This window comes from Pseudomonas sp. NPDC090752 (assembly GCF_055584805.1).
Genome location: NZ_JBVJLI010000003.1, coordinates 249,523 through 271,950, shown reverse-complemented (window position 1 = coordinate 271,950; position 22,428 = coordinate 249,523). Strand labels below are relative to the sequence as shown.

Genomic DNA, 22,428 nt, shown 5'->3' with positions numbered 1-22,428 from the left:
AAATCCGAATAATTATCAGATTTTTCCTAGCCGCTTATCGCTGGCTTAGCACCTACACTCGCTCCCCCACAGGCGCACCAAGGACTGTTCGCCGCTAACAGAGCAGAGAGTATTTTGCATGCTTGCACTCGATTTCTACGGCACTTTGGTGGCCGCCTCCCTGGTGCTTCTACTGGGTCGCGGCCTGGTCACACGCGTTGGTTTTCTGCGTGCGTACAATATTCCCGAACCAGTAGCCGGCGGCCTGGTAGTGGCGCTGCTGCTTCTGGGGTTGCGCGCCCTCGACATTCAGGTGCAGTTCGATACTTCTCTGCAAACGCCTTTGATGCTGGCCTTCTTTGCCACCATCGGCCTGAGTGCCGATCTCGCCAGCCTGAAGAAAGGCGGCCGTATCGTCGGTGTGTTTCTGCTTGCGGTCACCGGGTTGCTGCTGGTTCAGAATGCCATGGGTATCGGCCTGGCCACGGCGTTGGGGCTCGACCCATTGATGGGCTTGCTGTCCGGTTCGATCTCACTGTCCGGCGGCCACGGCACCGGCGCTGCCTGGGGGGCCACCTTCAGTGAGAAGTACGGCCTCGCATCTGCCACTGAACTCGCGCTGGCGGCGGCCACCTTTGGGCTGGTACTTGGCGGGCTGATTGGTGGGCCGGTCGCCCGCCTGCTCATCAAGCGCGTGCAAACGCCGGGTCTTGAGCAGGACCAACCCCGAGTGCCAAGGGGCTTTGAACAACCGAACAAAGAACGCCTGATCACACCATTTTCGATGATCGAAACCCTCGCGCTGATCGCCGTCAGCCTCATGATGGGCACCTTGCTGAACAAGATACTCCACGACACCGCATTCGAATTGCCGACATTCGTCTGTGTCTTGTTTGTGGGCGTAATACTGCGCAATGGGCTTTCGGCATTGGGCCGCTATCAGGTATTCGAGCGCGAAGTTTCGGTACTGGGCAATGTCAGCCTGTCGCTGTTCCTGGCGATTGCACTCATGTCACTCAAGCTGTGGGACCTGGCGGCACTGGCATTGCCGTTCTTCATACTGCTGGCGGCGCAGACATTGCTCATGGCGCTGTTTGCGATATTCGTGACGTTCCGCATCATGGGCAGCAACTACGATGCCGCCGTACTGGCAGCAGGTCATTGCGGATTTGGCCTGGGCGCAACGCCCACGGCCATCGCCAACATGCAGGCGGTGACGCAACGCTTCGGGCCTTCGCAAATCGCCTTTCTGGTGGTGCCGATGGTGGGGGCCTTCTTCATCGATATCATCAACGTCATCGTAATCAAGCTGTATCTGGCGTTGCCGTTTTTCGCTCCGCTGTAACCATCAGACATTATCTTGTATCGAAATCAATACGATGTACTGTTTTCGATACAAGACAACTCCAGCCCCGCACTGCAAGGGTTTGATCCTGTGGATATTTCACGAACCGATCAGGCTGTAGCGTTTTCATTCCAAAGGATGCGCTAGCGCGCTTTATAAGTTAGATAACCTCATGATTTTCATAGCTTTTTTATGAGTGGCCACAATTTTGCTTAGGAATCCTCAACCCAAGAGCGCGGACCCACCGCGCCCAACGCCCTGCTTCCCGAGGATTTCCCATGAGCGAGTTGCGTTTCACCGAAGATCACGAATGGCTGCGCGCCGAAGCTGACGGCAGCGTCACTGTAGGCATCACCGCCTACGCCCAGAACGCCCTCGGCGATGTGGTCTATGTGCAACTGCCGGAACTGCAGCAATACGAGAAGGGGGCCGAAGCCTCCACCGTTGAATCGGTCAAGGCCGCCAGCGGTGTGTACATGCCCCTCACCGGTGAAGTGGTCGCCGTCAACGATGGCCTCAACGACAGCCCCGAGCTGGTCAACGAAGACCCGCTGGGCGAAGGCTGGTTCTTCCGCTTCATCCCCGCCGACATGAAAGAAGTCACCGCCCTGCTCGACCAGGACGCCTACGACCGCCTGATCAAAGCCAACGACGACGCCTGAGGAACCTGACCATGACCATCAACCTCGGTACCGCCAACGAATTCATCGCCCGCCACATCGGCCCACGCGCCGCTGACGAGCAGGCCATGCTGGCCACCCTGGGCTTCGACTCGCTGGAGGCGATGAGCGCCGCTGTCATCCCCGACAGCATCAAGGGCACCAGTGTGCTCGGCTCGGAAGACGGCCAGAGCGAAGCTGACGCCCTCGCGTCGCTCAAGGCCATCGCCGGCAAAAATGAGTTGTTCAAGAACTTCATTGGCCAGGGTTACTACAACACCCATACTCCGGCACCGATCCTGCGCAACCTGCTGGAAAACCCGGCCTGGTACACCGCCTACACCCCGTATCAACCCGAAATTTCCCAAGGCCGCCTGGAAGCCCTGCTGAACTTCCAGACCCTGATCAGCGACCTGACCGGCCTGCCAATCGCCAACGCCTCCTTGCTCGACGAAGCCACCGCCGCCGCCGAGGCCATGACCTTCTGCAAACGCCTGTCGAAGAACAAGGCCAGCCATGCCTTCTTCGCCTCCGTGCACTGCCACCCGCAGACCCTCGACGTGCTGCGCACTCGTGCCGAGCCGCTGGGCATCGAGATCGTGGTCGGCGACGAGCGCGAGCTGGGCGACGTCAGTGCCTTCTTCGGTGCACTGCTGCAATACCCGGCCAGCAACGGTGAAGTGTTCGACTACCGTGAGTTGGTGCAGCGCCTGCACGCCGCCAACGCCCTGGTCGCCGTGGCCGCCGACTTGCTGGCCCTGACCCTGCTGACCCCGCCGGGCGAGTTCGAGGCCGACGTGGCCATCGGCAGTGCCCAGCGCTTTGGCGTACCCCTGGGCTTTGGCGGCCCGCACGCGGCCTACTTCGCCACCCGCGACGCGTTCAAGCGCGACATGCCGGGCCGCCTGGTCGGCGTGTCGATCGACCGCTTCGGCAAGACCGCCCTGCGCCTGGCCATGCAGACCCGCGAGCAGCATATCCGCCGCGAGAAGGCCACCAGCAACATCTGCACCGCCCAGGTGCTGCTGGCCAACATCGCCAGCATGTACGCCGTCTATCATGGACCTGCAGGCCTCAAGCGCATCGCCGAGCGCACCCACGCGCTGACCGCGATCCTCGCCGCTGGCCTGAAGACGCTCGGCCTGGACGTCGTCGGCGAAACAGCTTTCGACACCCTGACCCTGGCCACCGGCAGCACCACTGCCGCACTGCACGAAAAAGCCCGCAGCCAGCGTATCAACCTGCGCCAGATCGATGCCGATCACCTCGGCCTGTCGCTCGACGAAACCAGCACTCAGTCGGACGTCGAAGCACTGTGGCAACTGTTCGCTGGCGAACAGGCGCAACCGGACTTCGCCGCCCTGGCCGCCAGCACCGGCTCACGCCTGCCGGCCGCCCTGCTGCGCCAGTCGGCCATCCTCGAACACCCAGTGTTCAACCGCTACCACAGCGAAACCGAATTGATGCGCTACCTGCGCCGCCTGGCCGACAAGGACCTGGCGCTGGACCGCAGCATGATCCCGCTGGGTTCCTGCACCATGAAGCTCAATGCCGCCAGCGAAATGATCCCGGTGACCTGGGCCGAATTCGGTCACCTGCACCCGTTCGCCCCGGCCGAGCAAAGCCAGGGCTACCAGCAGCTGACCAGCGAACTGGAAGCCATGCTCTGCGCCGCCACCGGCTACGACGCCGTGTCGCTGCAGCCCAACGCCGGCTCCCAGGGCGAGTACGCAGGCCTGCTGGCCATCCGCGCCTACCACCGCAGCCGCGGCGAAAGCCATCGCGACATCTGCCTGATCCCCTCCTCGGCCCACGGTACCAACCCGGCGACCGCACACATGGCCGGCATGCGTGTGGTGGTCACCGCCTGCGACGCCCGCGGCAACGTCGATGTCGATGACCTGCGCGCCAAGGCCATCGAGCACCGCGAGCGCCTGGCCGCGATCATGATCACCTACCCGTCGACCCACGGCGTGTTCGAGGAAGCGATCGGCGAGATCTGCGCGATCATCCACGATAACGGTGGCCAGGTGTACATCGACGGCGCCAACATGAACGCCATGGTCGGCCTGTGCGCCCCTGGCAAGTTCGGCGGCGACGTCTCGCACCTGAACCTGCACAAGACCTTCTGCATTCCGCACGGCGGCGGCGGCCCGGGCGTCGGCCCGATTGGCGTCAAATCGCACCTGGCGCCGTTTTTGCCGGGCCACGCCCAGCTGGACAACCGTGAAGGCGCTGTGTGCGCAGCGCCGTTCGGCAGCGCCAGCATCCTGCCGATCACCTGGATGTACATCCGCATGATGGGCGGTGCCGGCCTCAAGCGCGCCTCGCAGATGGCGATTCTCAACGCCAACTACATCGCCCGCCGCCTGGAAGAGCACTATCCTGTACTTTATACCGGCGGCAATGGCCTGGTTGCCCACGAGTGCATCCTCGACCTGCGCCCGCTGAAGGACACCAGCGGCATCAGCGTCGACGACGTGGCCAAGCGCCTGATCGACTTCGGCTTCCACGCCCCAACCATGTCCTTCCCGGTGGCCGGCACGCTGATGATCGAACCGACCGAAAGCGAGTCCAAGGAAGAGCTGGACCGCTTCTGCGACGCGATGATCCAGATCCGCGAAGAGATTCGCGCCGTGGAAAATGGCAGCCTGGACAAGGACGACAACCCGCTGAAGAACGCCCCGCACACCGCCGCCGAGTTGGTTGGCGATTGGGCCCATGGCTACAGCCGCGAGCAAGCGGTTTACCCGCTGCCAAGCCTGGTAGAAAGCAAGTACTGGCCACCCGTGGGCCGGGTCGACAACGTATTCGGTGACCGTAATTTGGTCTGTGCCTGCCCGTCGATCGAGAGCTATCAGGACGCCTGATAGCGTTCAGGCCCGCCTTCCCACTGTGGGGCCCAGGACCACTGTGGGAGCGGGCTTGCCCCGCGAATGCGATAGTGACTTCACCGACGCTTTCGCGGGACAAGCCCGCTCCCACAGGATTCGCCGTAAACCTGATAGAGCCGGTTAGGAGGTCCACCATGTCATTGAGCGTTTTCGACCTGTTCAAGATCGGCATCGGCCCCTCCAGCTCCCATACGGTCGGCCCGATGCGCGCCGCCGCACGTTTCGCCGAAGGCTTGCGCCGTGACGGCCTGCTGGCCAGCACGGCGAGCATCAAGGCTGAGCTGTATGGCTCGCTGGGCGCCACCGGCAAGGGCCACGGCAGCGACAAAGCGGTGTTGCTCGGCCTCGAAGGCGAGCACCCCGACACCGTCGACACCGAAGCCATCCCCGCTCGCCTGCAGGCGATCCGCAGCAGCGGCCACCTGCGCCTGCTCGGCGAACACGGCATCGCCTTCGATGAAAAGCAGCACTTGGCGATGATCCGCAAGCCGCTGGCCTACCACCCCAATGGCATGATCTTCCGCGCCTTCGACGCCGCCGGATTGCAAATCCGCAGCCGCGAGTACTACTCGGTCGGCGGCGGCTTCGTGGTCGATGAGGATGCCGCTGGCCAAGACCGTATCGTCGAAGACAGCACGGTCCTGGCCTACCCATTCACGACCGCCAAGCAGCTGCTCGCACATTGCACCAGGCAACACCTGTCGGTGAGCCAGGTGATGCTGTGCAATGAGGCGGCCTGGCGTCCGGAGGCCGAGACCCGTGCCGGACTGTTGCGCATCTGGCAGGTGATGCAGGATTGCGTCGAGGCCGGCTACCGACATGAAGGCATCTTGCCGGGCGGGCTCAAGGTCAAACGCCGCGCGCCGGCGCTATACCGCCAGCTTAGCCAGCACCCGGAAGCCAACCTGCGTGATGCGCTTTCGGTACTCGACTGGGTCAACCTCTACGCCTTGGCAGTCAATGAAGAAAACGCCTATGGCGGGCGCGTGGTCACTGCGCCCACCAATGGCGCGGCCGGCATCGTCCCAGCAGTGCTGCACTACTACATGCGCTTCGTCCCGGGTGCCAGCGAAGACGGCGTGGTGCGCTTCCTGCTCACCGCTGCGGCCATCGGCATCCTGTACAAGGAAAACGCCTCGATTTCCGGCGCCGAGGTCGGTTGCCAGGGCGAGGTCGGCGTGGCCTGCTCGATGGCCGCCGGGGCCTTGTGCGAAGTGATGGGCGGCAGCGTGCAACAGGTGGAAAACGCCGCCGAGATCGGCATGGAACACAACCTGGGCCTGACCTGCGACCCGATTGGCGGGCTGGTCCAGGTGCCCTGCATCGAGCGCAACGCGATGGGCTCGGTGAAGGCCATCAACGCGGTGCGCATGGCCCTGCGCGGCGACGGGCAGCATTACGTATCACTCGACAAGGTCATCCGCACCATGCGCCAGACCGGCGCCGACATGAAAAGCAAATACAAGGAGACCGCCCGCGGCGGTCTGGCCGTCAACATCATCGAATGTTGACCCGACAACAAACCTGAGGAGTCATCGATGTCCGAAACACTGCAAAAGACCCCGCTGCACGCCCTGCACCTGGAACTGGGCGCGCGCATGGTGCCATTCGCCGGCTTCGACATGCCGGTGCAGTTCCCGCTGGGCGTGCTGAAGGAACACCTGCACACCCGCGAGCAGGCCGGCTTGTTCGATGTGTCGCACATGGGCCAGATCATTCTGCGCGGCGCCGAAGCGGCTGCGGCACTCGAAAGCCTGGTGCCGGTGGACATCATCGACCTGCCGGTGGGCATGCAGCGCTACGCCATGTTCACCAATGAGCAAGGCGGCATCCTCGACGATCTGATGGTCGCTAATCTGGGCGATCACACGCTGTTCCTCGTGGTCAACGCCGCCTGCAAGGAGCAGGACCTGGCGCACCTGCGCCAACACATCGGTGCCCGTTGCGACATTCAGCCGCTGTTCGAGGAACGTGCCCTGCTCGCCCTGCAAGGCCCGGCAGCGGTCAAGGTGCTAGAACGCCTGGCCCCGGAAGTGGCCGGCATGACCTTCATGCAATTGCGCCCAGTAACGCTGCTGGGTGCAGAGTGCTTCGTCAGCCGTTCGGGCTACACCGGCGAAGACGGCTACGAAATTTCGGTACCGACCCAGGCCGCCGAAGCCCTGGCCCGCCGCCTGCTGGCCGAGCCAGAAGTACAACCGATCGGCCTGGGTGCGCGCGATTCGCTGCGCCTGGAAGCGGGCCTGTGCCTGTACGGGCATGACATGAATGCCGGTACCACGCCGGTCGAGGCCAGCCTGCTCTGGGCGGTGTCCAAAGTGCGACGAGCCGATGGAGCCCGCGCTGGCGGCTTCCCCGGCGCCGAAGTAATCTTCGAACAGCAGCAATCGGGTGTGTTGCGCAAACGTGTGGGCCTGCTGCCACAGGAACGTACGCCAGTACGTGAAGGTGCAGAGATCGTCGATGCCTCTGATAAGCCCGTAGGCAATGTCTGCAGCGGTGGCTTCGGCCCGACACTCGGCGCACCGGTTGCAATGGGTTATGTCGATATCGAACATGCGGCAATCGATACCCCCTTGTTTGCGCTGGTGCGCGGTAAGAAGGTTGCCCTTAAAGTCAGCAAAATGCCTTTCGTGGCGCAACGTTACTATCGCGGTTGAAGAACGAACATGAGGTTTGCGAGCGGGTTCGACTTATTCGTTTTCGAACCTGCCCAATAACTTTTGAACATGGCGCCAGGCCAGGCGCCATGCCGTTTCCAGGGAAACGTGCGGTTATCGAAAAAAGCGCCGTTTTCCATTCGACCAAGGGCTTGTTTTTTTCTTGGGAGTTGGCGTAGAGTCTCTGCACTGTGTTTGCATGGGTCGCAACAGTTCGTGACCTGGGCCAGTAGCCGCAATCTGCTACAACCCGTTCGACGTGACTTACTTTCCAGCAACCCAGCCCAGTAATCTTTCACTGTTAATAACGTGAAAGTGACTGTCATTAAAATTTAAGATTTTTAGGAAATAAGACAATGGCTGAGCGTCAGAACGGTACCGTCAAGTGGTTCAATGACGAGAAAGGTTACGGCTTCATCACTCCAGAAAGCGGCCCGGACCTGTTCGTGCACTTCCGCGCTATTCAAGGCAATGGTTTCAAGAGCCTGAAAGAAGGCCAGAAAGTGACTTTCGTGGCAGTGCAAGGCCAAAAAGGCATGCAGGCTGACGAAGTCCAGCCAGAAGCCTGATAATCGTTATAAAAAAGCCCCTGCGTTGACGCGCAGGGGCTTTTTTGTGCCCGCAATTCCATAGAATGGGCCTTTGCCACATGGAGCTGTCGAGCGATGTCCACGCGCCCCCTCTATCCCCAGGGTGATTTCCCACCGGTTGGCCTCGGCCGTCGCCTGGCGGCGATGTTCTATGACTTCCTGCTCTGCACTGCGCTGCTGATCGTCACCGCAGGCGCCTACAAGATGATCCAGATGGCGGTCATCGGCGAGGCGCGCATGCGTGAACTGACCGACGCCGGCGCACTGGATGGCGACCCGCTGCTGTCGACGATCCTGTTGTTCGCGCTGTTCGGCTTCTTTGCCAAGTTCTGGACCCACGGCGGCCAAACCCTGGGCATGCAGGTATGGGGCATACGCGTGCAGAACGCCGATGGCAGCGCGATCAGCCTGTGGCAGGCGCTGTTGCGCTTTGTAGTATCAATCGCATCGTGGCTGTGCCTGGGCCTGGGCTTTTTCTGGTCGTTGATCGACAAGCGCCAGCGCGGCTGGCATGACATCTATTCAGAGACGCAACTGGTACGGGTGCCGAAGCAGAAAAGATGACACGCACAAAAAAGCCGACCTCAGGGTCGGCTTTTTTTTAGCTCAGGCCGTCATCCCGCCCGGCGCAGCAACCACACGCCCGCCAGGGCGCAGACCCCCGCCGGGATCACCACCGCCAGCAGTGGTGGGAAGCCGAACACCTGGCTCGAAGGGCCGAGCAGGTCGCCGGCAATACGGAACACAAAGCCCACCAGTACGCCGGTGAACACGCGCTGGCCGAGGGTTACCGAACGCAGCGGGCCGAAGATGAAGGAAATCGCCATCAGCACCAGCGCGGCAGTCACCGCCGGTTGCAGCACCTTGGTCCAGAACGCCAGCCAGTAACGGGCATTGTTCAGCCCCTGGTCCGAGAGGTAGTGGATGTAGTCCCACAGGCCGGTGATCGACAGCGACTCCGGCGCCAACACCACGGTGTTGAGCAGCTGTGGCGTCACGGAAACGTCCCACTGTTCTTCCGGGCTCTTGACCACCTCGGTGTGGTCGCCACGGAAGTAGGTGGTGCTGACATCGCTGAGCACCCAGTGATCATCCTGGTAGCGCGCGCGGCGCGCGAAGCTCGAGGTGACGATCTTGCGCTCGTCATCGAAGCGGTAGCGGGTCACACCCAGTAGCAGACCGTTGGGCTGCACCGAGTTGATGTGCACGAACTCATCGCCCTGGCGGTGCCACATGCCGCGCTTGGAGCTCTGCGCCTCGCCTCCACCCTGGGCCAGGGAGCGGTCGGCCTGGGCCTTGTTCTCGCTGACAGGAGCTACGTACTCGCCAATCAGCAGGCCGACCAGCATCAGTACCAGCATCGGTTTCATGACTGCCCAGACGATACGTCCGATGGAAACCCCGGCGGCACGCATGATCGTCAGTTCGCTGCTGCTGGCCAGGCTGCCCAGGCCGATCAGGCAGCCGATCAAGGCGGCCATCGGCAGCATGTCGTAGAGCCGGCGCGGCGCGGTCAGCAGAGTGAACCAGCCAGCGTCCAGGACCGTATAGGTATCGCTCAGGTCGCTCATCTCATCGATGAAGGCAAACAGCGACGCCAGGCCAAGGATAATGCCCAGCACGGCCAGGATGGCCAGCAGCACGCTCATGCCGATATAACGGTCGAGCTTAGCCATGGGCCACCTCCGCACGACGGGCGGCGCGCTTGAGGCGCAGCGGCTCCCAATACATCAGCCCCAAGCCGATGAGCAGGAACAGCCCATGGACCCACCACATGCCCAGGGCGATCGGCAATTTGCCTTTCTCCAGGGCGCCACGTACGGAAATCAACATCGTCAGGTAGGCCATGTACAGAAGAATCGCCGGCAGCAGCTTGAGGAAGCGGCCCTGGCGCGGGTTGACCCTGGACAGCGGCACCGCCAGCAGGGTCACGATGAACACCAGGATCGGCAGCGAAATGCGCCACTGCAGCTCGGCGCGCTCGCGCAGGCCGTCCTGACCGATCAGTTGCGACGTCGGAATGGCCTCGCGCTCGGTCACTTCCTCGCTGACCTCCGGTTTGGGCAACAGCACGCCATAGGTGTCGTACTTGATCGCGCGGTAGTCGGCCTGGCCGGGGTTGCCGTCATAGCGGTAGCCATTCTGCAGCACCAGGTAGCGGTTGCCATCGGCCTGCACTTCCTGATGGCCCTTTTCGGCGACCAGCACGGACGGTGCGCGGTCCTTGGTCTTGTCCTGGTTGAAGCGTTTCTCGGAGATGAACACACCGGTGAGGTTGCTGCGGTCATCGGTCAGCTCTTCGGTGTAGGTCACCCGCGAGCCGTCGCGCAAGGTCTGGAAGCGGCCCGGCACCAGGGTGTCGAACTCGGTCAGGGCGTCCTGCTGGCCAATGATCTGCTGCACCTGAGCGACGCCCAGGGGCGCCAGGCTGAGGCTCAGCCAGGCCACCAGCAGCGCGACCAGCGCCGCAGGGGCCATGGTCATGCCGAGCAGGCGCTGCTGGCTCATGCCGGTAGCCGAGAGCACGGTCATTTCGCTTTCCAGGTACAACCGGCCATAAGCCAGCAGAATGCCCAGGAACAGCCCTAACGGCAGGATCAGTTGCAAGAAACCAGGCAGGCGGAAGCCCATGATCAGAAACAGCACGCTCGGATCGAGCACGCCCTGGGCCGCCTGGGCCAGGTACTTGATGAAGCGCCCGCTCATGATGATCACCAACAGCACGGCGCTGACGGCGCTCAAGGTCACGAGGACCTCGCGGGACAGATAACGAAAGACGATCAAACCAGACACTCCTGGGTTGTCAGGGGCGGACTGCCAAACAAAGGCTTACGACAGCCAAGACCAATGCCGGTTCGCCGGGGGCGAACCTCCTTGTAAAGTGCGCGCATTATCCTGTGATTGCCCTCGCCTGTCACTTGGCCGCGCATGAAGGCGGACAACGGGGTTGTCAGCACGCTTGCCAGAGGCTCAAACTGGCAACTTTTCCACTGGCCCGCGACCACGCGGCCAGGCCCGCCCAGAGCGCGAACATTCAACGCGCCACCTGCACAGATCATTCGGGGACCCTGACATGGAACTGGTTGTAAAAAGCGTAGCTGCTGCATCGGTAAAAACCGCCACGCTGGTCGTAGCGGTGGGTGAAGGACGCAAGCTCGGTGCCGTCGCCAAAGCGGTCGACCAGGCTGCCGACGGTGCCATCAGCGCCGTCCTCAAGCGTGGAGACCTGGCCGGCAAGCCTGGCCAGACCCTGCTGCTGCAAAGCTTGCCTGGCCTCAAGGCCGAGCGTGTACTGCTGGTCGGCAGCGGCAAGGACGCAGCGCTCGGTGACCGCGCCTGGCGCAAGCTGGTGACCAGCGTCGCCGGCGTGCTCAAAGGCCTGAACGGCAGCGATGCGGTGCTGGCGCTGGACGACATCGCCATCAACAACCGCGACGCCCACTACGGCAAATACCGCCTGCTGGCCGAAACCCTGCTCGACGGTGAATACGTGTTCGACCGTTTCAAGAGCCAGAAGGCCGAGCCCCGCGCCCTGAAAAAGGTCACCCTGCTAGCTGAAAAAGCCGGCCTGGCCGACGTCGAGCGTGCGGTCAAGCATGCCAGCGCCATCGCCACCGGCATGGCCTTCACCCGCGACCTGGGCAACCTGCCGCCCAACCTCTGCCACCCGAGCTTCCTCGCCGAACAGGCCAAGGACCTGGGCAAGGCCCACAAAGGCCTCAAGGTCGAAGTGCTGGACGACAAGAAGATCAAGGACCTGGGCATGGGCGCGTTCTACGCCGTGGGCCAGGGCAGCGACCAGCCGCCACGCCTGATCGTGCTCAACTATCAGGGCGGCAAGAAGGCCGACAAGCCCTTCGTACTGGTCGGCAAGGGCATCACCTTCGACACCGGCGGCATCAGCCTCAAGCCAGGCGCCGGCATGGACGAAATGAAGTACGACATGTGCGGCGCCGCCAGCGTGTTCGGTACCTTGCGCGCGGTCCTCGAACTGCAGCTGCCGATCAACCTGGTGTGCCTGCTTGCCTGCGCCGAAAACATGCCAAGCGGCGGCGCCACGCGCCCGGGCGACATCGTCACCACCATGAGCGGGCAGACCGTCGAGATCCTCAACACCGACGCCGAAGGCCGCCTGGTGCTGTGCGACACCCTGACCTACGCCGAGCGCTTCAAGCCACAGGCGGTCATCGACATCGCCACCCTGACCGGCGCCTGCATCGTCGCCCTGGGCAGCCACACCTCGGGCCTGATGGGCAACAATGACGATCTGGTCAGCCAACTGCTCGACGCCGGCAAGCGCGCCGACGACCGTGCCTGGCAGCTGCCGCTGTTCGACGAGTACCAGGAGCAACTGGACAGCCCGTTCGCCGACATGGGCAACATCGGTGGCCCGAAAGCCGGCACCATCACCGCAGGCTGCTTCCTGTCGCGCTTCGCCAAAGCCTACAACTGGGCACACCTGGACATCGCCGGCACCGCCTGGATCAGTGGCGGCAAGGACAAGGGCGCCACTGGCCGCCCCGTGCCACTGCTGACCCAGTACCTGCTCGATCGCGCCAGCGCCTGATGCCATGAGGCCGGTGGTGCCCCTGGCACCACCGGTCGGCAGAGCCAACCATGAGCAAAGTCGATTTCTACATTCTGCCCACCGACTCGCTGTCGGCGCGGCTGGATTTCGCCTGCAAGCTGTGCGAAAAGGCGTGGCGCCTCGGGCATCGGGTCTACCTGCATTGCCAGGACGCCGAGCAGCGCAGCGAGCTGGACCAACGTTTGTGGCGCTTCAAAGGCGAAGCCTTCGTGCCGCATGACCTGGCCGAGGCGCATGCCGATGCCACCGTAGCCTTGGGCCTGGGCGACAGCGCCGGCGAGCACCGCGACCTGCTGATCAACCTGGGCGCCGATGTGCCCGGGTTCGTCGGGCAGTTCGAGCGGGTCGCCGAGATCGTTGTCGAAGAGGCCACTATCCGCCAATCCGCCCGCGAACGATTCCGTTTCTACCGCGAACAGGGCTATGCTCTGCAAGACCACCGCTTACAGCGACTTTGACGACGATGGACAAGCATTCCGACCGACCCGATTCTGCCCACCTGCTCGACGACCTGGAGTCGATTCGCCAGCTGTTGGGCGATGCCGACCTGCAACCGCCGCTGCTTACCGAGACGGTGGAGCAGATTCCGCTGTTGCTCGACACCCCGGCTGGCAATGTTGCGCCAGTGGCTGCCGAGCCTGAAGAAGACCCACAGACCCGCCGCCAAGATACGCTGCTGCACCTTGAAAGCGAGCTGCGCGCTGCGGCGCAAATGATCATGCAGGACGTGATCAACGACTTCACCCCGCATATCGAGACCGAGATCAAACGCCGGCTCGATGCGCGCATCGAGCGGTTGATCAAGCGTTCGGAATAAAACCCTGGGGCCGCTCTGCGGCCCATTCGCGGGGCAAGCCCGCTCCTACAGGGACTGCAGCTGTTTCAGCAACTGTGTGCGTTTCTCTGTGGGAGCGGGCTTGTCCCGCGAATGGGCTGCAAAGCAGCCCCAGCGGCTGTCGCCTCATCCCCCCAGCTCCGTTATACTTCCCGGCTTTCCCGAATAAATGCACAGGGTCCCGCCGCGCATGGATAAGACCTACCAGCCGCACGCCATCGAAACTTCCTGGTACAACACCTGGGAGTCCGAGAACTATTTCGCTCCACAAGGTGCAGGCGAGTCCTACACCATCATGATCCCGCCACCGAACGTGACGGGCAGCCTGCACATGGGCCACGGCTTCAACAACGCCATCATGGATGCGTTGATTCGTTTCCGCCGCATGCAAGGTCGCGACACCCTGTGGCAGCCGGGTACCGACCACGCCGGTATCGCCACCCAGATGCTGGTCGAGCGCCAGCTCGAAGCCAAGGGCCAAAATCGCCACGACCTGGGCCGTGAAGCCTTCCTGGACAAGGTCTGGGAATGGAAAGAGCAATCCGGCGGCAACATCAGCCGTCAGATTCGTCGCCTGGGTTCGTCGGTAGACTGGAGCCGCGAGCGCTTCACCATGGATGACGGCCTGTCCGAAGCGGTCAAGGAAGCCTTCGTGCGCCTGCATGAAGACGGCCTGATCTACCGCGGCAAGCGCCTGGTCAACTGGGACACCAAGCTGCACACGGCAATTTCCGACCTCGAAGTGGAAAACCACGACGAGAAGGGCCACCTGTGGAACCTGCGCTACCCGCTGGCCGACGGCGCCAAGACTGCAGAAGGCAAGGATTACCTGGTAGTTGCCACCACTCGTCCGGAAACCCTGCTGGGTGACGCCGCCGTCGCGGTCAACCCGAACGACGAACGCTACCAGGCACTGATCGGCAAGTTCGTCGAGCTGCCGCTGGTCGGCCGCCGCATCCCAATCATCGCCGATGATTACTGCGACCCCGAGTTCGGCACTGGCTGCGTGAAGATCACCCCGGCCCACGACTTCAACGATTATGAAGTCGGCAAGCGCCACAACCTGCCACTGCTCAACATCTTCGACAAGAATGCCCTGGTGCTGTCCGCCGCCCAGGCCTTCAACCTCGACGGCAGTGTCAACGAGCAGGCCGACACCGCCCTGCCGGCCCAGTACGCCGGCCTCGACCGCTTCGTCGCACGCAAGCAGATTGTCGCCGACCTGGATGCCCAGGGCCTGCTGGTCAGCATCGACGACCACGCGCTGAAAGTGCCGAAGGGCGATCGCTCCGGCACCATCATCGAGCCGTGGCTGACCGACCAGTGGTACGTCTCCACCAAGCCGCTGGCAGAGCCTGCCATCGCCGCCGTGGAAGATGGCCGCATCCAGTTCGTACCCAAGCAGTACGAAAACATGTACTTCTCCTGGATGCGTGACATCCAGGACTGGTGCATCAGCCGTCAGCTGTGGTGGGGCCACCGCATCCCGGCGTGGTACGACGAGGCCGGCCAGGTCTATGTCGGCCGCAACGAGGAAGAAGTGCGTGCCAAGCACAACCTCGGTGCCGACGTGGTGCTGCGCCAGGACGACGACGTTCTCGACACCTGGTTCAGCTCGGGGCTGTGGACCTTCTCCACCCTTGGCTGGCCGGAGCAGACCGAATTCCTCAAGAAATTCCACTCCACCGACGTGCTGGTCACGGGCTTCGACATCATCTTCTTCTGGGTCGCCCGGATGATCATGCTGACCATGCACCTGATCAAGAACGAGGATGGCACCCCGCAGGTACCGTTCAAGACCGTGTACGTGCACGGCCTGGTGCGTGATGGTCAGGGCCAGAAGATGTCCAAGTCCAAGGGCAACGTCCTGGACCCTCTGGACATCGTCGACGGCATCACCCTGGACGCCCTGCTGGAAAAACGCACCAGCGGCATGATGCAGCCTAAACTTGCCGAGAAGATCGCCAAGCAGACCAAGGCCGAATTCCCCGAAGGCATCGCCAGCTACGGCACCGACGCCCTGCGCTTCACCTTCTGCTCGCTGGCCTCCACCGGCCGCGACATCAAGTTCGACATGGGCCGCGTCGAAGGCTACCGCAACTTCTGCAACAAGATCTGGAACGCTGCCCGCTACGTGCTGGACAAGGGTGAGGACTGCGGCCAGAACGGCGAAGCCTACGAGCTGTCGCTGGCCGACCGCTGGATCATCTCGCAGCTGCAACGCACCGAAGCCGAAGTGACCCGCCAGCTTGAGCAGTTCCGCTTCGACCTGGCCAGCCAGGCCTTGTACGAGTTCATCTGGAACCAGTACTGCGACTGGTACCTGGAGCTGTCCAAGCCGGTGCTGTGGGACGAAAACGCCCCGGTCGAGCGCGCCCGCGGCACCCGCCGCACCCTGGTGCGCGTGCTGGAAGTGGCGCTGCGCCTGGCCCATCCGTTCATGCCGTTCATCACCGAAGAAATCTGGCAGCGCATCGCGCCGCTGGCTGGCATCGACGGCAAGACCATCATGCTGCAGCCGTGGCCGGTGGCTAACGAAGCACGCATTGATGCCGCCGCCGAAGGCGACATCGAATGGCTCAAGGAACTGATGGTCGGCCTGCGCAACATCCGCGCCGAGATGAACATCGGCCCAGGCAAGCCGCTGCCGCTGTTCCTGAAGAACGCCAATGCCGACGACCAGCGTCGCCTGCAGGAAAACGAAGCGCTGCTGAAGAAGCTGGCCAAGGTCGAATCGTTCACCGTGCTCGGCGATGCCGACGAAGCGCCGCTGTCGGCTACTGCGTTGGTTGGCGACCTGCAGGTGCTGGTGCCAATGGCCGGGCTGATCGACAAGGACGCCGAACTGGCGCGCCTGAACAAGGAAATCCAGCGTCTGCAAGGTGAAGTGCAACGGGTCGGCGGCAAGCTGTCCAACGCTGCCTTCGTCGACAAGGCACCGCCTGCGGTGATCGAGAAGGAGCGCGCCAAGCTGGCCGAGTCCGAGCAGGCCCTGGCCAACTTCACCGAGCAGCATGCGCGGATTGCTGCGCTGTAACCTGACAGCGCTGATCTGACCGGCGAGGGCTTCGCCCTCGTTCGCGGCACAAGGCCGCTCCCACAGGAGAAAGTAGCCAGTGATGGCTCCACTATCCTGTGGGAGCGGCCTTGTGCCGCGAATGGGCCGCACAGCGGCCCCAGGCCAGCGATGCCCAATTGGATTCAAGAATGACCCAGAAACCCACGCTTCACCCGCGCAACCGCCACCAAGGCCGCTACGACTTCCCCAGCCTGATCAAGGCCCACCCTGATCTGGCCCGCTTCACCATCACCAACCCCCACGGCAAACCCAGCATCGACTTCGCCAACCCCGAGGCCGTGCGGGTGTTCAACCGGGCGCTGCTCAAGGCCCAGTACGGCATCCAGCACTGGGACATCCCCGCCGACTACCTGTGCCCGCCCATCCCCGGCCGTGCCGACTACCTGCATGTGGCCGCCGACCTGCTGGCCGAAGACAATGGCGGCGAAGTGCCCAAGGGTGCCCTGGTGCGTGCGCTGGACATCGGCGTGGGCGCCAACTGCATCTACCCCCTGCTCGGCCACAGCGATTACCGCTGGCGCTTTCTCGGCTCGGATATCGACCCGGTGGCACTGGCATCGGCCAAGGCCATCGTCCAGGCCAACGGCCTGGTCAAAAACATTGCCCTGCGCCAGCAAGCCAATGCCAAATGCATCCTCACCGGCCTGCTGCAGACGAACGAGCGCTTCGACCTGACGCTGTGCAACCCGCCCTTCCACGCCTCACGCGAGGAAGCCACCCGTGGCAGCCAGCGTAAGTGGAAGAACCTCGGCAAGCAGGATCCGAAGCGCAAGCTGCCCGTGCTCAACTTCGGCGGGCAGAACAATGAGCTGTGGTGCGAGGGAGGCGAGATTCGCTTCGTCAGCCAACTGGTCGGCGAAAGCGTGCAATACGCGCAGCAGGTGCTGTGGTTCACCAGCCTGGTGTCCAAGGCCAGCAACCTGCCAGGCATCGACGCGGCGCTGAAAAAGGCCGGCGCCAAGGCCGTGCGCATCATCGAGATGGGCCAAGGGCAAAAGCAGAGCCGCATGGTCGCCTGGAGCTTCCATGACGACACCGCACGCCAAGCCTGGCATGTCTCGCGCAAATCGCAGGCATGAAAAAACCGCGCCCGGGCAAGCCGGGCGCGGTTTCGTCAAAGCGTCAACACATTACTTGTTGATGGCGTCGGTCAGCGACTTGGCTGGAACGAACTTGACGACTTTTTTGGCAGCGATTTCGATGGCTGCGCCAGTCGAAGGATTGCGGCCGGTACGGGCAGGACGCTCGGAGACTTTCAGCTTGCCGATGCCTGGCAGAGTGATTTCAGCGCCGTTTTCCAGTTGGTCGGCAACGATCTGGCCCAGTTGCTCCAGAGCGTTTTTAGCGGTGGCTTTAGGCTGAGCGATCGACTCGGCGATATCGGCAATCAGTTGGTCTTTGGTCAATGCCATGGTGGTGTTCCTTCCCTATCAAATTCAGTGGTTATGCAGCGCGCTACGACGTTATCGGGCCAGCCCCTGAATGCTGGAGGGCCGCGCCAATCGGGCATGTAGATGCATAAATTGGCGTTTGGTTCGACACGCTGAATACGCGCTGCCAGCAATGCGCCACCCGAGGTGCGCAAGACCGCGCAAAGCTACCACAGGAAAGGATAAATATCCGCTGCGCGCTTCAATTTAGTGCAGGTTTTTCGGGGGTTTTAGCCGAAAACGCAAAAAATTGAACAAAAAATCAACAACCGGCATTTCTGCCAACATCCGGCCACTGCATCACCTGTGGTCTGCGGTAAACTGGCCCACTTTTGCGCGCGGCGCCTGGCCGCCCCCGACTGACCGAGAATTCCATGCCAATCCGTCATTGCATCGTTCACCTGATCGACAAGAAGCCCGATGGCAGCCCCGCCGTGCTCCATGCACGGGATACCGAACTGGGCGCGTCGGACGCGATCGAAAATCTGCTGGCCGACCTCAACGACAGCTACAACGCCAAACAAGGCAAAGCCTGGGGTTTTTTCCACGGCGAGTCTGGCGCCTACCCGTTGAGTGGCTGGCTAAAACAGTACCTGGATGACGAGAAGGACTTCGCCGCGTTCAGCCGTGTGGCCGTCGAGCACCTGCAAAAGCTGATGGAAGAATCCAACCTCTCCACTGGCGGCCACATCCTGTTCGCCCACTACCAGCAAGGCATGACCGACTACCTGGCCATCGCCCTGCTGCACCACAGTGATGGTGTGGCGGTGAATGCCGAGCTGGATGTGACGCCGTCACGCCACCTGGACCTGGGCCAACTGCACCTGGCAGCGCGTATCAACCTGTCGGAGTGGAAGAACAACCAGAACTCCAAGCAGTACATTTCGTTTATCAAGGGCAAGAACGGCAAGAAGGTTTCTGACTACTTCCGCGACTTCATCGGCTGCCAGGAAGGCGTCGATGGCCCAGGTGAAACCCGCACCCTGCTCAAGGCCTTCAGCGATTTCGTCGAAAGCGAGGACCTGCCCGAAGAAGCCGCCCGTGAGAAGACCCAGACCCTGGTCGAGTACGCCACCTCCCAGACCAAACTGGGCGAACCCGTGGCTCTGGACGAGCTGTCCAGCCTGATCGACGAAGACCGCCCGAAAGCGTTCTACGACCACATCCGCAACAAAGACTACGGCCTGTCGCCGGAGATCCCGGCAGACAAACGTACCCTCAACCAGTTCCGCCGCTTCACCGGACGCGCCGAAGGCCTGTCGATCAGCTTCGAGGCGCACCTGCTGGGTGACAAGGTGGAGTATGACGAGGTGGCCGGCACCTTGATCATCAAGGGCCTGCCGACACAGCTGGTGGACCAGCTCAAGCGCCGCAAGGACTGATCAGGCGCCTGCATAGGAGGCGACCAACGCCTCCTTCGCCGACTTGCGCAACTTCTTCACCAGGCGCTCCTGACGCAGCGCCTCGCCCTTGTCCGGCCACTGCTCGACATAGACCAGCGCCTGCGCCGGACTGGTCTTGAAATAACGCGCACCCTGCCCTTTCTGGTGCGCCGCAAAGCGCCGCTGCGGGTCGTCGCTGATCCCGCAGTACAGCGAACCATTGGCGGCCCGAACCAAATACAGATACCAAGGCTTGCAGGTGGGGGTTTCGGCAACTTCGCTCACGGCAGTCAGCGCGCCTGCTGGAACGTGCGCAGGCCTTTGAATGCCTGCTGACGGACCTTGCTCTGCAGCATTGGCGACCAGCCCAACAGCACCCCCGGCGCACCCAGCGCCTGCCGCGACCAGCGCCACAGGTCGAAGCTGTCGTCATGCTGGCAGATCAGCCCGTCGCGGATGACGAAGCGCGCCTGGATGTCGTTGACCACGGTGCGGCCGGTCTGGCTGAACAGGTAAGTCGCCAGCCAATGGGCGCTGGCGCTGCGCTCGTCTGCGCGGATCTGGTCGAAGGTCAGGGAAAAGTCCTTGGCACGGGTGGTCAGCATGCGCCACATGTCACCCGCATCACGCCCGCGCAGGGTACCGAACACCGGGTCGCTGAACACGATGTCGTCGCTGTAGCAGGCCACCATCGCCTCGGCGTCCAGGCGCTGGAAGGCTTGATAGAAGCGAGTGATCAGGTCGCGGTTGGCATCGCTCATGGGCTGGTCCGTCCTGGGATTGAAGGTTGCACGATAATCTTCCCCGGTTGCTTTAGCCAGTGCCGGCCCTTTCGCGGGGCAAGCCCGCACCCCCAGGTACTGCACAGATTGTGAGGGCGGCGGTGAATCTGTGGGAGCGGGCTTGCCCCGCGAAAGCGCCGGCACTGGCGGAACAAGTTTCAGACTTTTTCGCTGCTCACCTGCACATGCAGCGCCCGCCCGGCACCCAGACCGAACACGATGGCACCCACACCCAGTACGGCAAAAATCCACCCCACCGCCGCCCAGCCGCCAGTCAAATCATGCACCAGCCCCACCGCGAACGGCCCCATGGACGCCAACGTGTAACCCACGCCCTGGGCCATGCTCGACAGGTTGGCCGCCACATGGGCGTCCTTGGAGCGCAGCACGATCAGCGTCAGTGCCAAGGCAAAGGTCCCGCCCTGCCCCAACCCCAGCAGCACCGCCCAGCCCCACAGCCCGGAGAGCGGCGCATACAGGCAACCGAACAGGCCGGCCAAGGTGATCAGCATGACCACTACGATCGCCAATCGTTGGTCCTTGCCTCGGGTCGCCAACCAGGGCGCACTGAGCGAGCTGACCAACTGCACGATCACCGAACCGGAAAGCACCAAGCCCGCTTCGGTGGGGCTCAGTCCACGGCCGATGAGAATCGACGGCAACCAGCCAAAGACGATGTACGCCAGCGACGACTGCAAGCCCATGTACAGGGTCACCTGCCAGGCCAACGGGTCACGCCACAGGCCACGCACACGGTAGGCGACCTTGTGCAGGCCATGGCCCTGGCGCGCCTGAGGCAGCCAGACCAGCATGGCCAGCAATGCCGGGATCATCCAGAAGCCCAGGCCCAACGCCCAACTGCCCTCGAAACGCTCGCTCAGCGGCACCGTGGCGCCCGCCGCCATGGCCGCGCCCAGGCACAGGGCCATGGTGTAGACCCCGGTCAAGGTGCCGGCATGCTTGGGAAAGTCGCGTTTGACAATGCCCGGCAACAGCACGCCGATGATGCCGATGCTGGCACCGGCCATGACACTGCCAAGAAACACCCCGGCCTGGCCAAATACGCTGCGCACCACGATGCCCAGCGCCAAAGTCGACAGGATGCCGAGGATCACCCGCTCGCTGCCGAAGCGGCGGGCAAGTATGGGCGCCAGCGGCGCGAACAGGCCCAGGCACAGCACCGGCAGGGTCGTCAGCAGCCCGGCCTGCGAAGCACTCAGGCCCAGGCCCTCGCTGACCAGGCCAAGCACGGGGGCCATGCTCGACAGCGCCGGGCGCAGGTTCAACGCCACCAGCACCAGGCCCACCAGCAGCAACCAGGGCCGCTTCAACTGCACCGGGTGTTGCTGCACCTGCGTATCGTCGGCTTCGGCATCGATCAGCAGCTGTTCGAGCTCCCGTTCGCGAACGGGGGTATTACGGGTCATTGGTTCAGCCATGGCCTACTCGCTTTCAGGATTCGATGAGGGTCCGGCTCAGGCGCTTGGCCCGCTGCGGATCACGTTGTTCGATGGCGTCGAGGATCTGCCCATGCAAGTCGAAGGTCGCCTGGCAGCGCGGGACGCTGGCCATGTTTCGCTGCAGCGCAGCGGCCACGACACCAGAGAAATAGCGGTACAACTCGCTCAGTGCGGGGTTGTGCGCGGCATCGATCAGGCGCTGGTGAAACACCATGTCGCAGCTGACGTAAGCGTCGACATTGCCATGAAAGTGTTCGGCGCTGCCCTCGAGCGCGGCGCGCAGGCTTTGCAGGTCGGCATCGGTGCGCCGCAGCGCGGCCAGGCCAATGGCCTCGGTTTCGAGGATATGCCGCGTTTCCCGCGCCTGTTCCAGCGTACATCGTGACATCGCCTGCACGGCCTGCAACGGGTCCTGGCAAGTGCGCAGGTAACTGCCGTCGCCTTGGCGAATTTCCACCAGGCCACTGAACGCGAGCACGCGCATGGCCTCCCGCACGGTGTTGCGACTGATGCCCAATTCAAGGGCAAGCTCCGGCTCGGTTGGCATGCGCTGCCCTACCTGCCAGTCGCCTTGAAGGATGCGTTCACGCATGCGCTCGACGGCGAGCTCGACCAGAGATCGCTTGGACAACTCAGTGCTCATGTTAACTCAACCAATCATCCGATGAATTGATCTAGCTTAAGCCAGCACAGTGAGTGGAGTAAATCACCTGGTAGTTCTACCAGTTGAACACACGACGGCTTG

General features: G+C 62.8%; 20 protein-coding genes. 13 read left to right on the top strand and 7 right to left on the bottom strand.

The window, feature by feature from the left end:
- The first annotated feature begins 118 nt into the window (after window positions 1–118).
- The 7 genes from gltS (at window position 119) to ACZ6YA_RS06420 (ending at window position 8,691) form a co-directional block, all read left to right on the top strand.
- The gene (gene gltS, locus ACZ6YA_RS06450; protein ID WP_465896309.1) at window positions 119–1,324 is read left to right on the top strand and encodes a sodium/glutamate symporter; all 1,206 of its coding nucleotides are present in this window, start codon (window positions 119–121) and stop codon (window positions 1,322–1,324) included.
- A 278-nt stretch (window positions 1,325–1,602) separates the two neighbouring features.
- Window positions 1,603–1,986 carry a glycine cleavage system protein GcvH gene (gene gcvH, locus ACZ6YA_RS06445; RefSeq protein WP_465896308.1) on the top strand — a complete coding sequence of 128 codons (384 nt, stop codon included), beginning with the start codon at window positions 1,603–1,605 and terminating at the stop codon, window positions 1,984–1,986.
- An 11-nt stretch (window positions 1,987–1,997) separates the two neighbouring features.
- Window positions 1,998–4,853 carry an aminomethyl-transferring glycine dehydrogenase gene (gene gcvP, locus ACZ6YA_RS06440; RefSeq protein WP_465896307.1) on the top strand — a complete coding sequence of 952 codons (2,856 nt, stop codon included), beginning with the start codon at window positions 1,998–2,000 and terminating at the stop codon, window positions 4,851–4,853.
- Between the two features lie 158 nt (window positions 4,854–5,011).
- Entirely contained in the window at window positions 5,012–6,388 is a 1,377-nt protein-coding gene (locus ACZ6YA_RS06435) for an L-serine ammonia-lyase (RefSeq protein WP_465896306.1), read from the top strand.
- Between the two features lie 27 nt (window positions 6,389–6,415).
- Complete coding sequence (gene gcvT / locus ACZ6YA_RS06430) at window positions 6,416–7,537, top strand: glycine cleavage system aminomethyltransferase GcvT (protein ID WP_465896305.1); 1,122 nt, start codon at window positions 6,416–6,418, stop codon at window positions 7,535–7,537.
- A gap of 356 nt (window positions 7,538–7,893) precedes the next feature.
- Window positions 7,894–8,106 (top strand): cold-shock protein, encoded by a 213-nt coding sequence (locus ACZ6YA_RS06425; protein WP_086979009.1) that lies wholly within the window; start codon window positions 7,894–7,896, stop codon window positions 8,104–8,106.
- A gap of 96 nt (window positions 8,107–8,202) precedes the next feature.
- On the top strand, window positions 8,203–8,691 hold the full coding sequence (locus ACZ6YA_RS06420) for an RDD family protein (protein WP_465896304.1): 489 nt from the start codon (window positions 8,203–8,205) through the stop codon (window positions 8,689–8,691).
- A gap of 50 nt (window positions 8,692–8,741) precedes the next feature.
- Here ACZ6YA_RS06420 and lptG read toward each other — a convergent pair whose 3' ends face one another.
- Window positions 8,742–9,803: an LPS export ABC transporter permease LptG gene (lptG, locus tag ACZ6YA_RS06415; RefSeq protein WP_465896303.1), complete on the bottom strand. Its 1,062-nt coding sequence runs from the start codon at window positions 9,801–9,803 to the stop codon at window positions 8,742–8,744.
- Window positions 9,796–10,911, bottom strand: a complete 1,116-nt coding sequence (lptF, locus tag ACZ6YA_RS06410) for an LPS export ABC transporter permease LptF (RefSeq protein ID WP_465896302.1) — start codon at window positions 10,909–10,911, stop codon at window positions 9,796–9,798. Before lptF ends, lptG begins: the two co-directional genes overlap by 8 nt.
- Window positions 10,912–11,200: 289 nt before the next feature.
- On the opposite strand from lptF, the gene ACZ6YA_RS06405 reads away from it, so the two are divergent.
- From ACZ6YA_RS06405 to rlmF, 5 genes are all read left to right on the top strand, one after another.
- Window positions 11,201–12,694, top strand: coding sequence for a leucyl aminopeptidase (locus tag ACZ6YA_RS06405; RefSeq protein ID WP_465896301.1), 1,494 nt, complete (start codon window positions 11,201–11,203; stop codon window positions 12,692–12,694).
- 50 nt (window positions 12,695–12,744) lie between these two features.
- A complete protein-coding gene (locus tag ACZ6YA_RS06400) occupies window positions 12,745–13,173 on the top strand; it encodes a DNA polymerase III subunit chi (protein WP_465896300.1) in 429 nt (142 codons plus the stop codon).
- A gap of 5 nt (window positions 13,174–13,178) precedes the next feature.
- Window positions 13,179–13,532 carry a DNA polymerase III subunit chi gene (locus ACZ6YA_RS06395; protein WP_465896299.1) on the top strand — a complete coding sequence of 118 codons (354 nt, stop codon included), beginning with the start codon at window positions 13,179–13,181 and terminating at the stop codon, window positions 13,530–13,532.
- A gap of 208 nt (window positions 13,533–13,740) precedes the next feature.
- Window positions 13,741–16,587 (top strand): valine--tRNA ligase, encoded by a 2,847-nt coding sequence (locus ACZ6YA_RS06390; protein WP_465896298.1) that lies wholly within the window; start codon window positions 13,741–13,743, stop codon window positions 16,585–16,587.
- Between the two features lie 170 nt (window positions 16,588–16,757).
- Window positions 16,758–17,708: a 23S rRNA (adenine(1618)-N(6))-methyltransferase RlmF gene (rlmF, locus tag ACZ6YA_RS06385; protein ID WP_465896297.1), complete on the top strand. Its 951-nt coding sequence runs from the start codon at window positions 16,758–16,760 to the stop codon at window positions 17,706–17,708.
- 51 nt (window positions 17,709–17,759) lie between these two features.
- Here rlmF and ACZ6YA_RS06380 read toward each other — a convergent pair whose 3' ends face one another.
- Entirely contained in the window at window positions 17,760–18,041 is a 282-nt protein-coding gene (locus ACZ6YA_RS06380; RefSeq protein WP_012316055.1) for an HU family DNA-binding protein, read from the bottom strand.
- A gap of 392 nt (window positions 18,042–18,433) precedes the next feature.
- Here ACZ6YA_RS06380 and yejK point away from each other — a divergent pair, with 392 nt between their 5' ends.
- Complete coding sequence (gene yejK / locus ACZ6YA_RS06375; protein WP_465896296.1) at window positions 18,434–19,441, top strand: nucleoid-associated protein YejK; 1,008 nt, start codon at window positions 18,434–18,436, stop codon at window positions 19,439–19,441.
- Here yejK and ACZ6YA_RS06370 read toward each other — a convergent pair whose 3' ends face one another.
- The 4 genes from ACZ6YA_RS06370 to ACZ6YA_RS06355 all read right to left on the bottom strand — a co-directional run bounded on the left by ACZ6YA_RS06370 (window position 19,442) and on the right by ACZ6YA_RS06355 (window position 22,326).
- Window positions 19,442–19,726 carry a GIY-YIG nuclease family protein gene (locus ACZ6YA_RS06370; protein WP_465896295.1) on the bottom strand — a complete coding sequence of 95 codons (285 nt, stop codon included), beginning with the start codon at window positions 19,724–19,726 and terminating at the stop codon, window positions 19,442–19,444. It lies immediately after the preceding gene.
- Window positions 19,727–19,731: 5 nt separating this feature from the next.
- The gene (locus ACZ6YA_RS06365) at window positions 19,732–20,202 is read right to left on the bottom strand and encodes a nuclear transport factor 2 family protein (RefSeq protein WP_465896294.1); all 471 of its coding nucleotides are present in this window, start codon (window positions 20,200–20,202) and stop codon (window positions 19,732–19,734) included.
- 179 nt (window positions 20,203–20,381) lie between these two features.
- Window positions 20,382–21,662 (bottom strand): CynX/NimT family MFS transporter, encoded by a 1,281-nt coding sequence (locus ACZ6YA_RS06360; RefSeq protein ID WP_465896293.1) that lies wholly within the window; start codon window positions 21,660–21,662, stop codon window positions 20,382–20,384.
- 13 nt (window positions 21,663–21,675) lie between these two features.
- Entirely contained in the window at window positions 21,676–22,326 is a 651-nt protein-coding gene (locus ACZ6YA_RS06355; RefSeq protein ID WP_465896292.1) for a FadR/GntR family transcriptional regulator, read from the bottom strand.
- Window positions 22,327–22,428 lie beyond the last annotated feature (102 nt).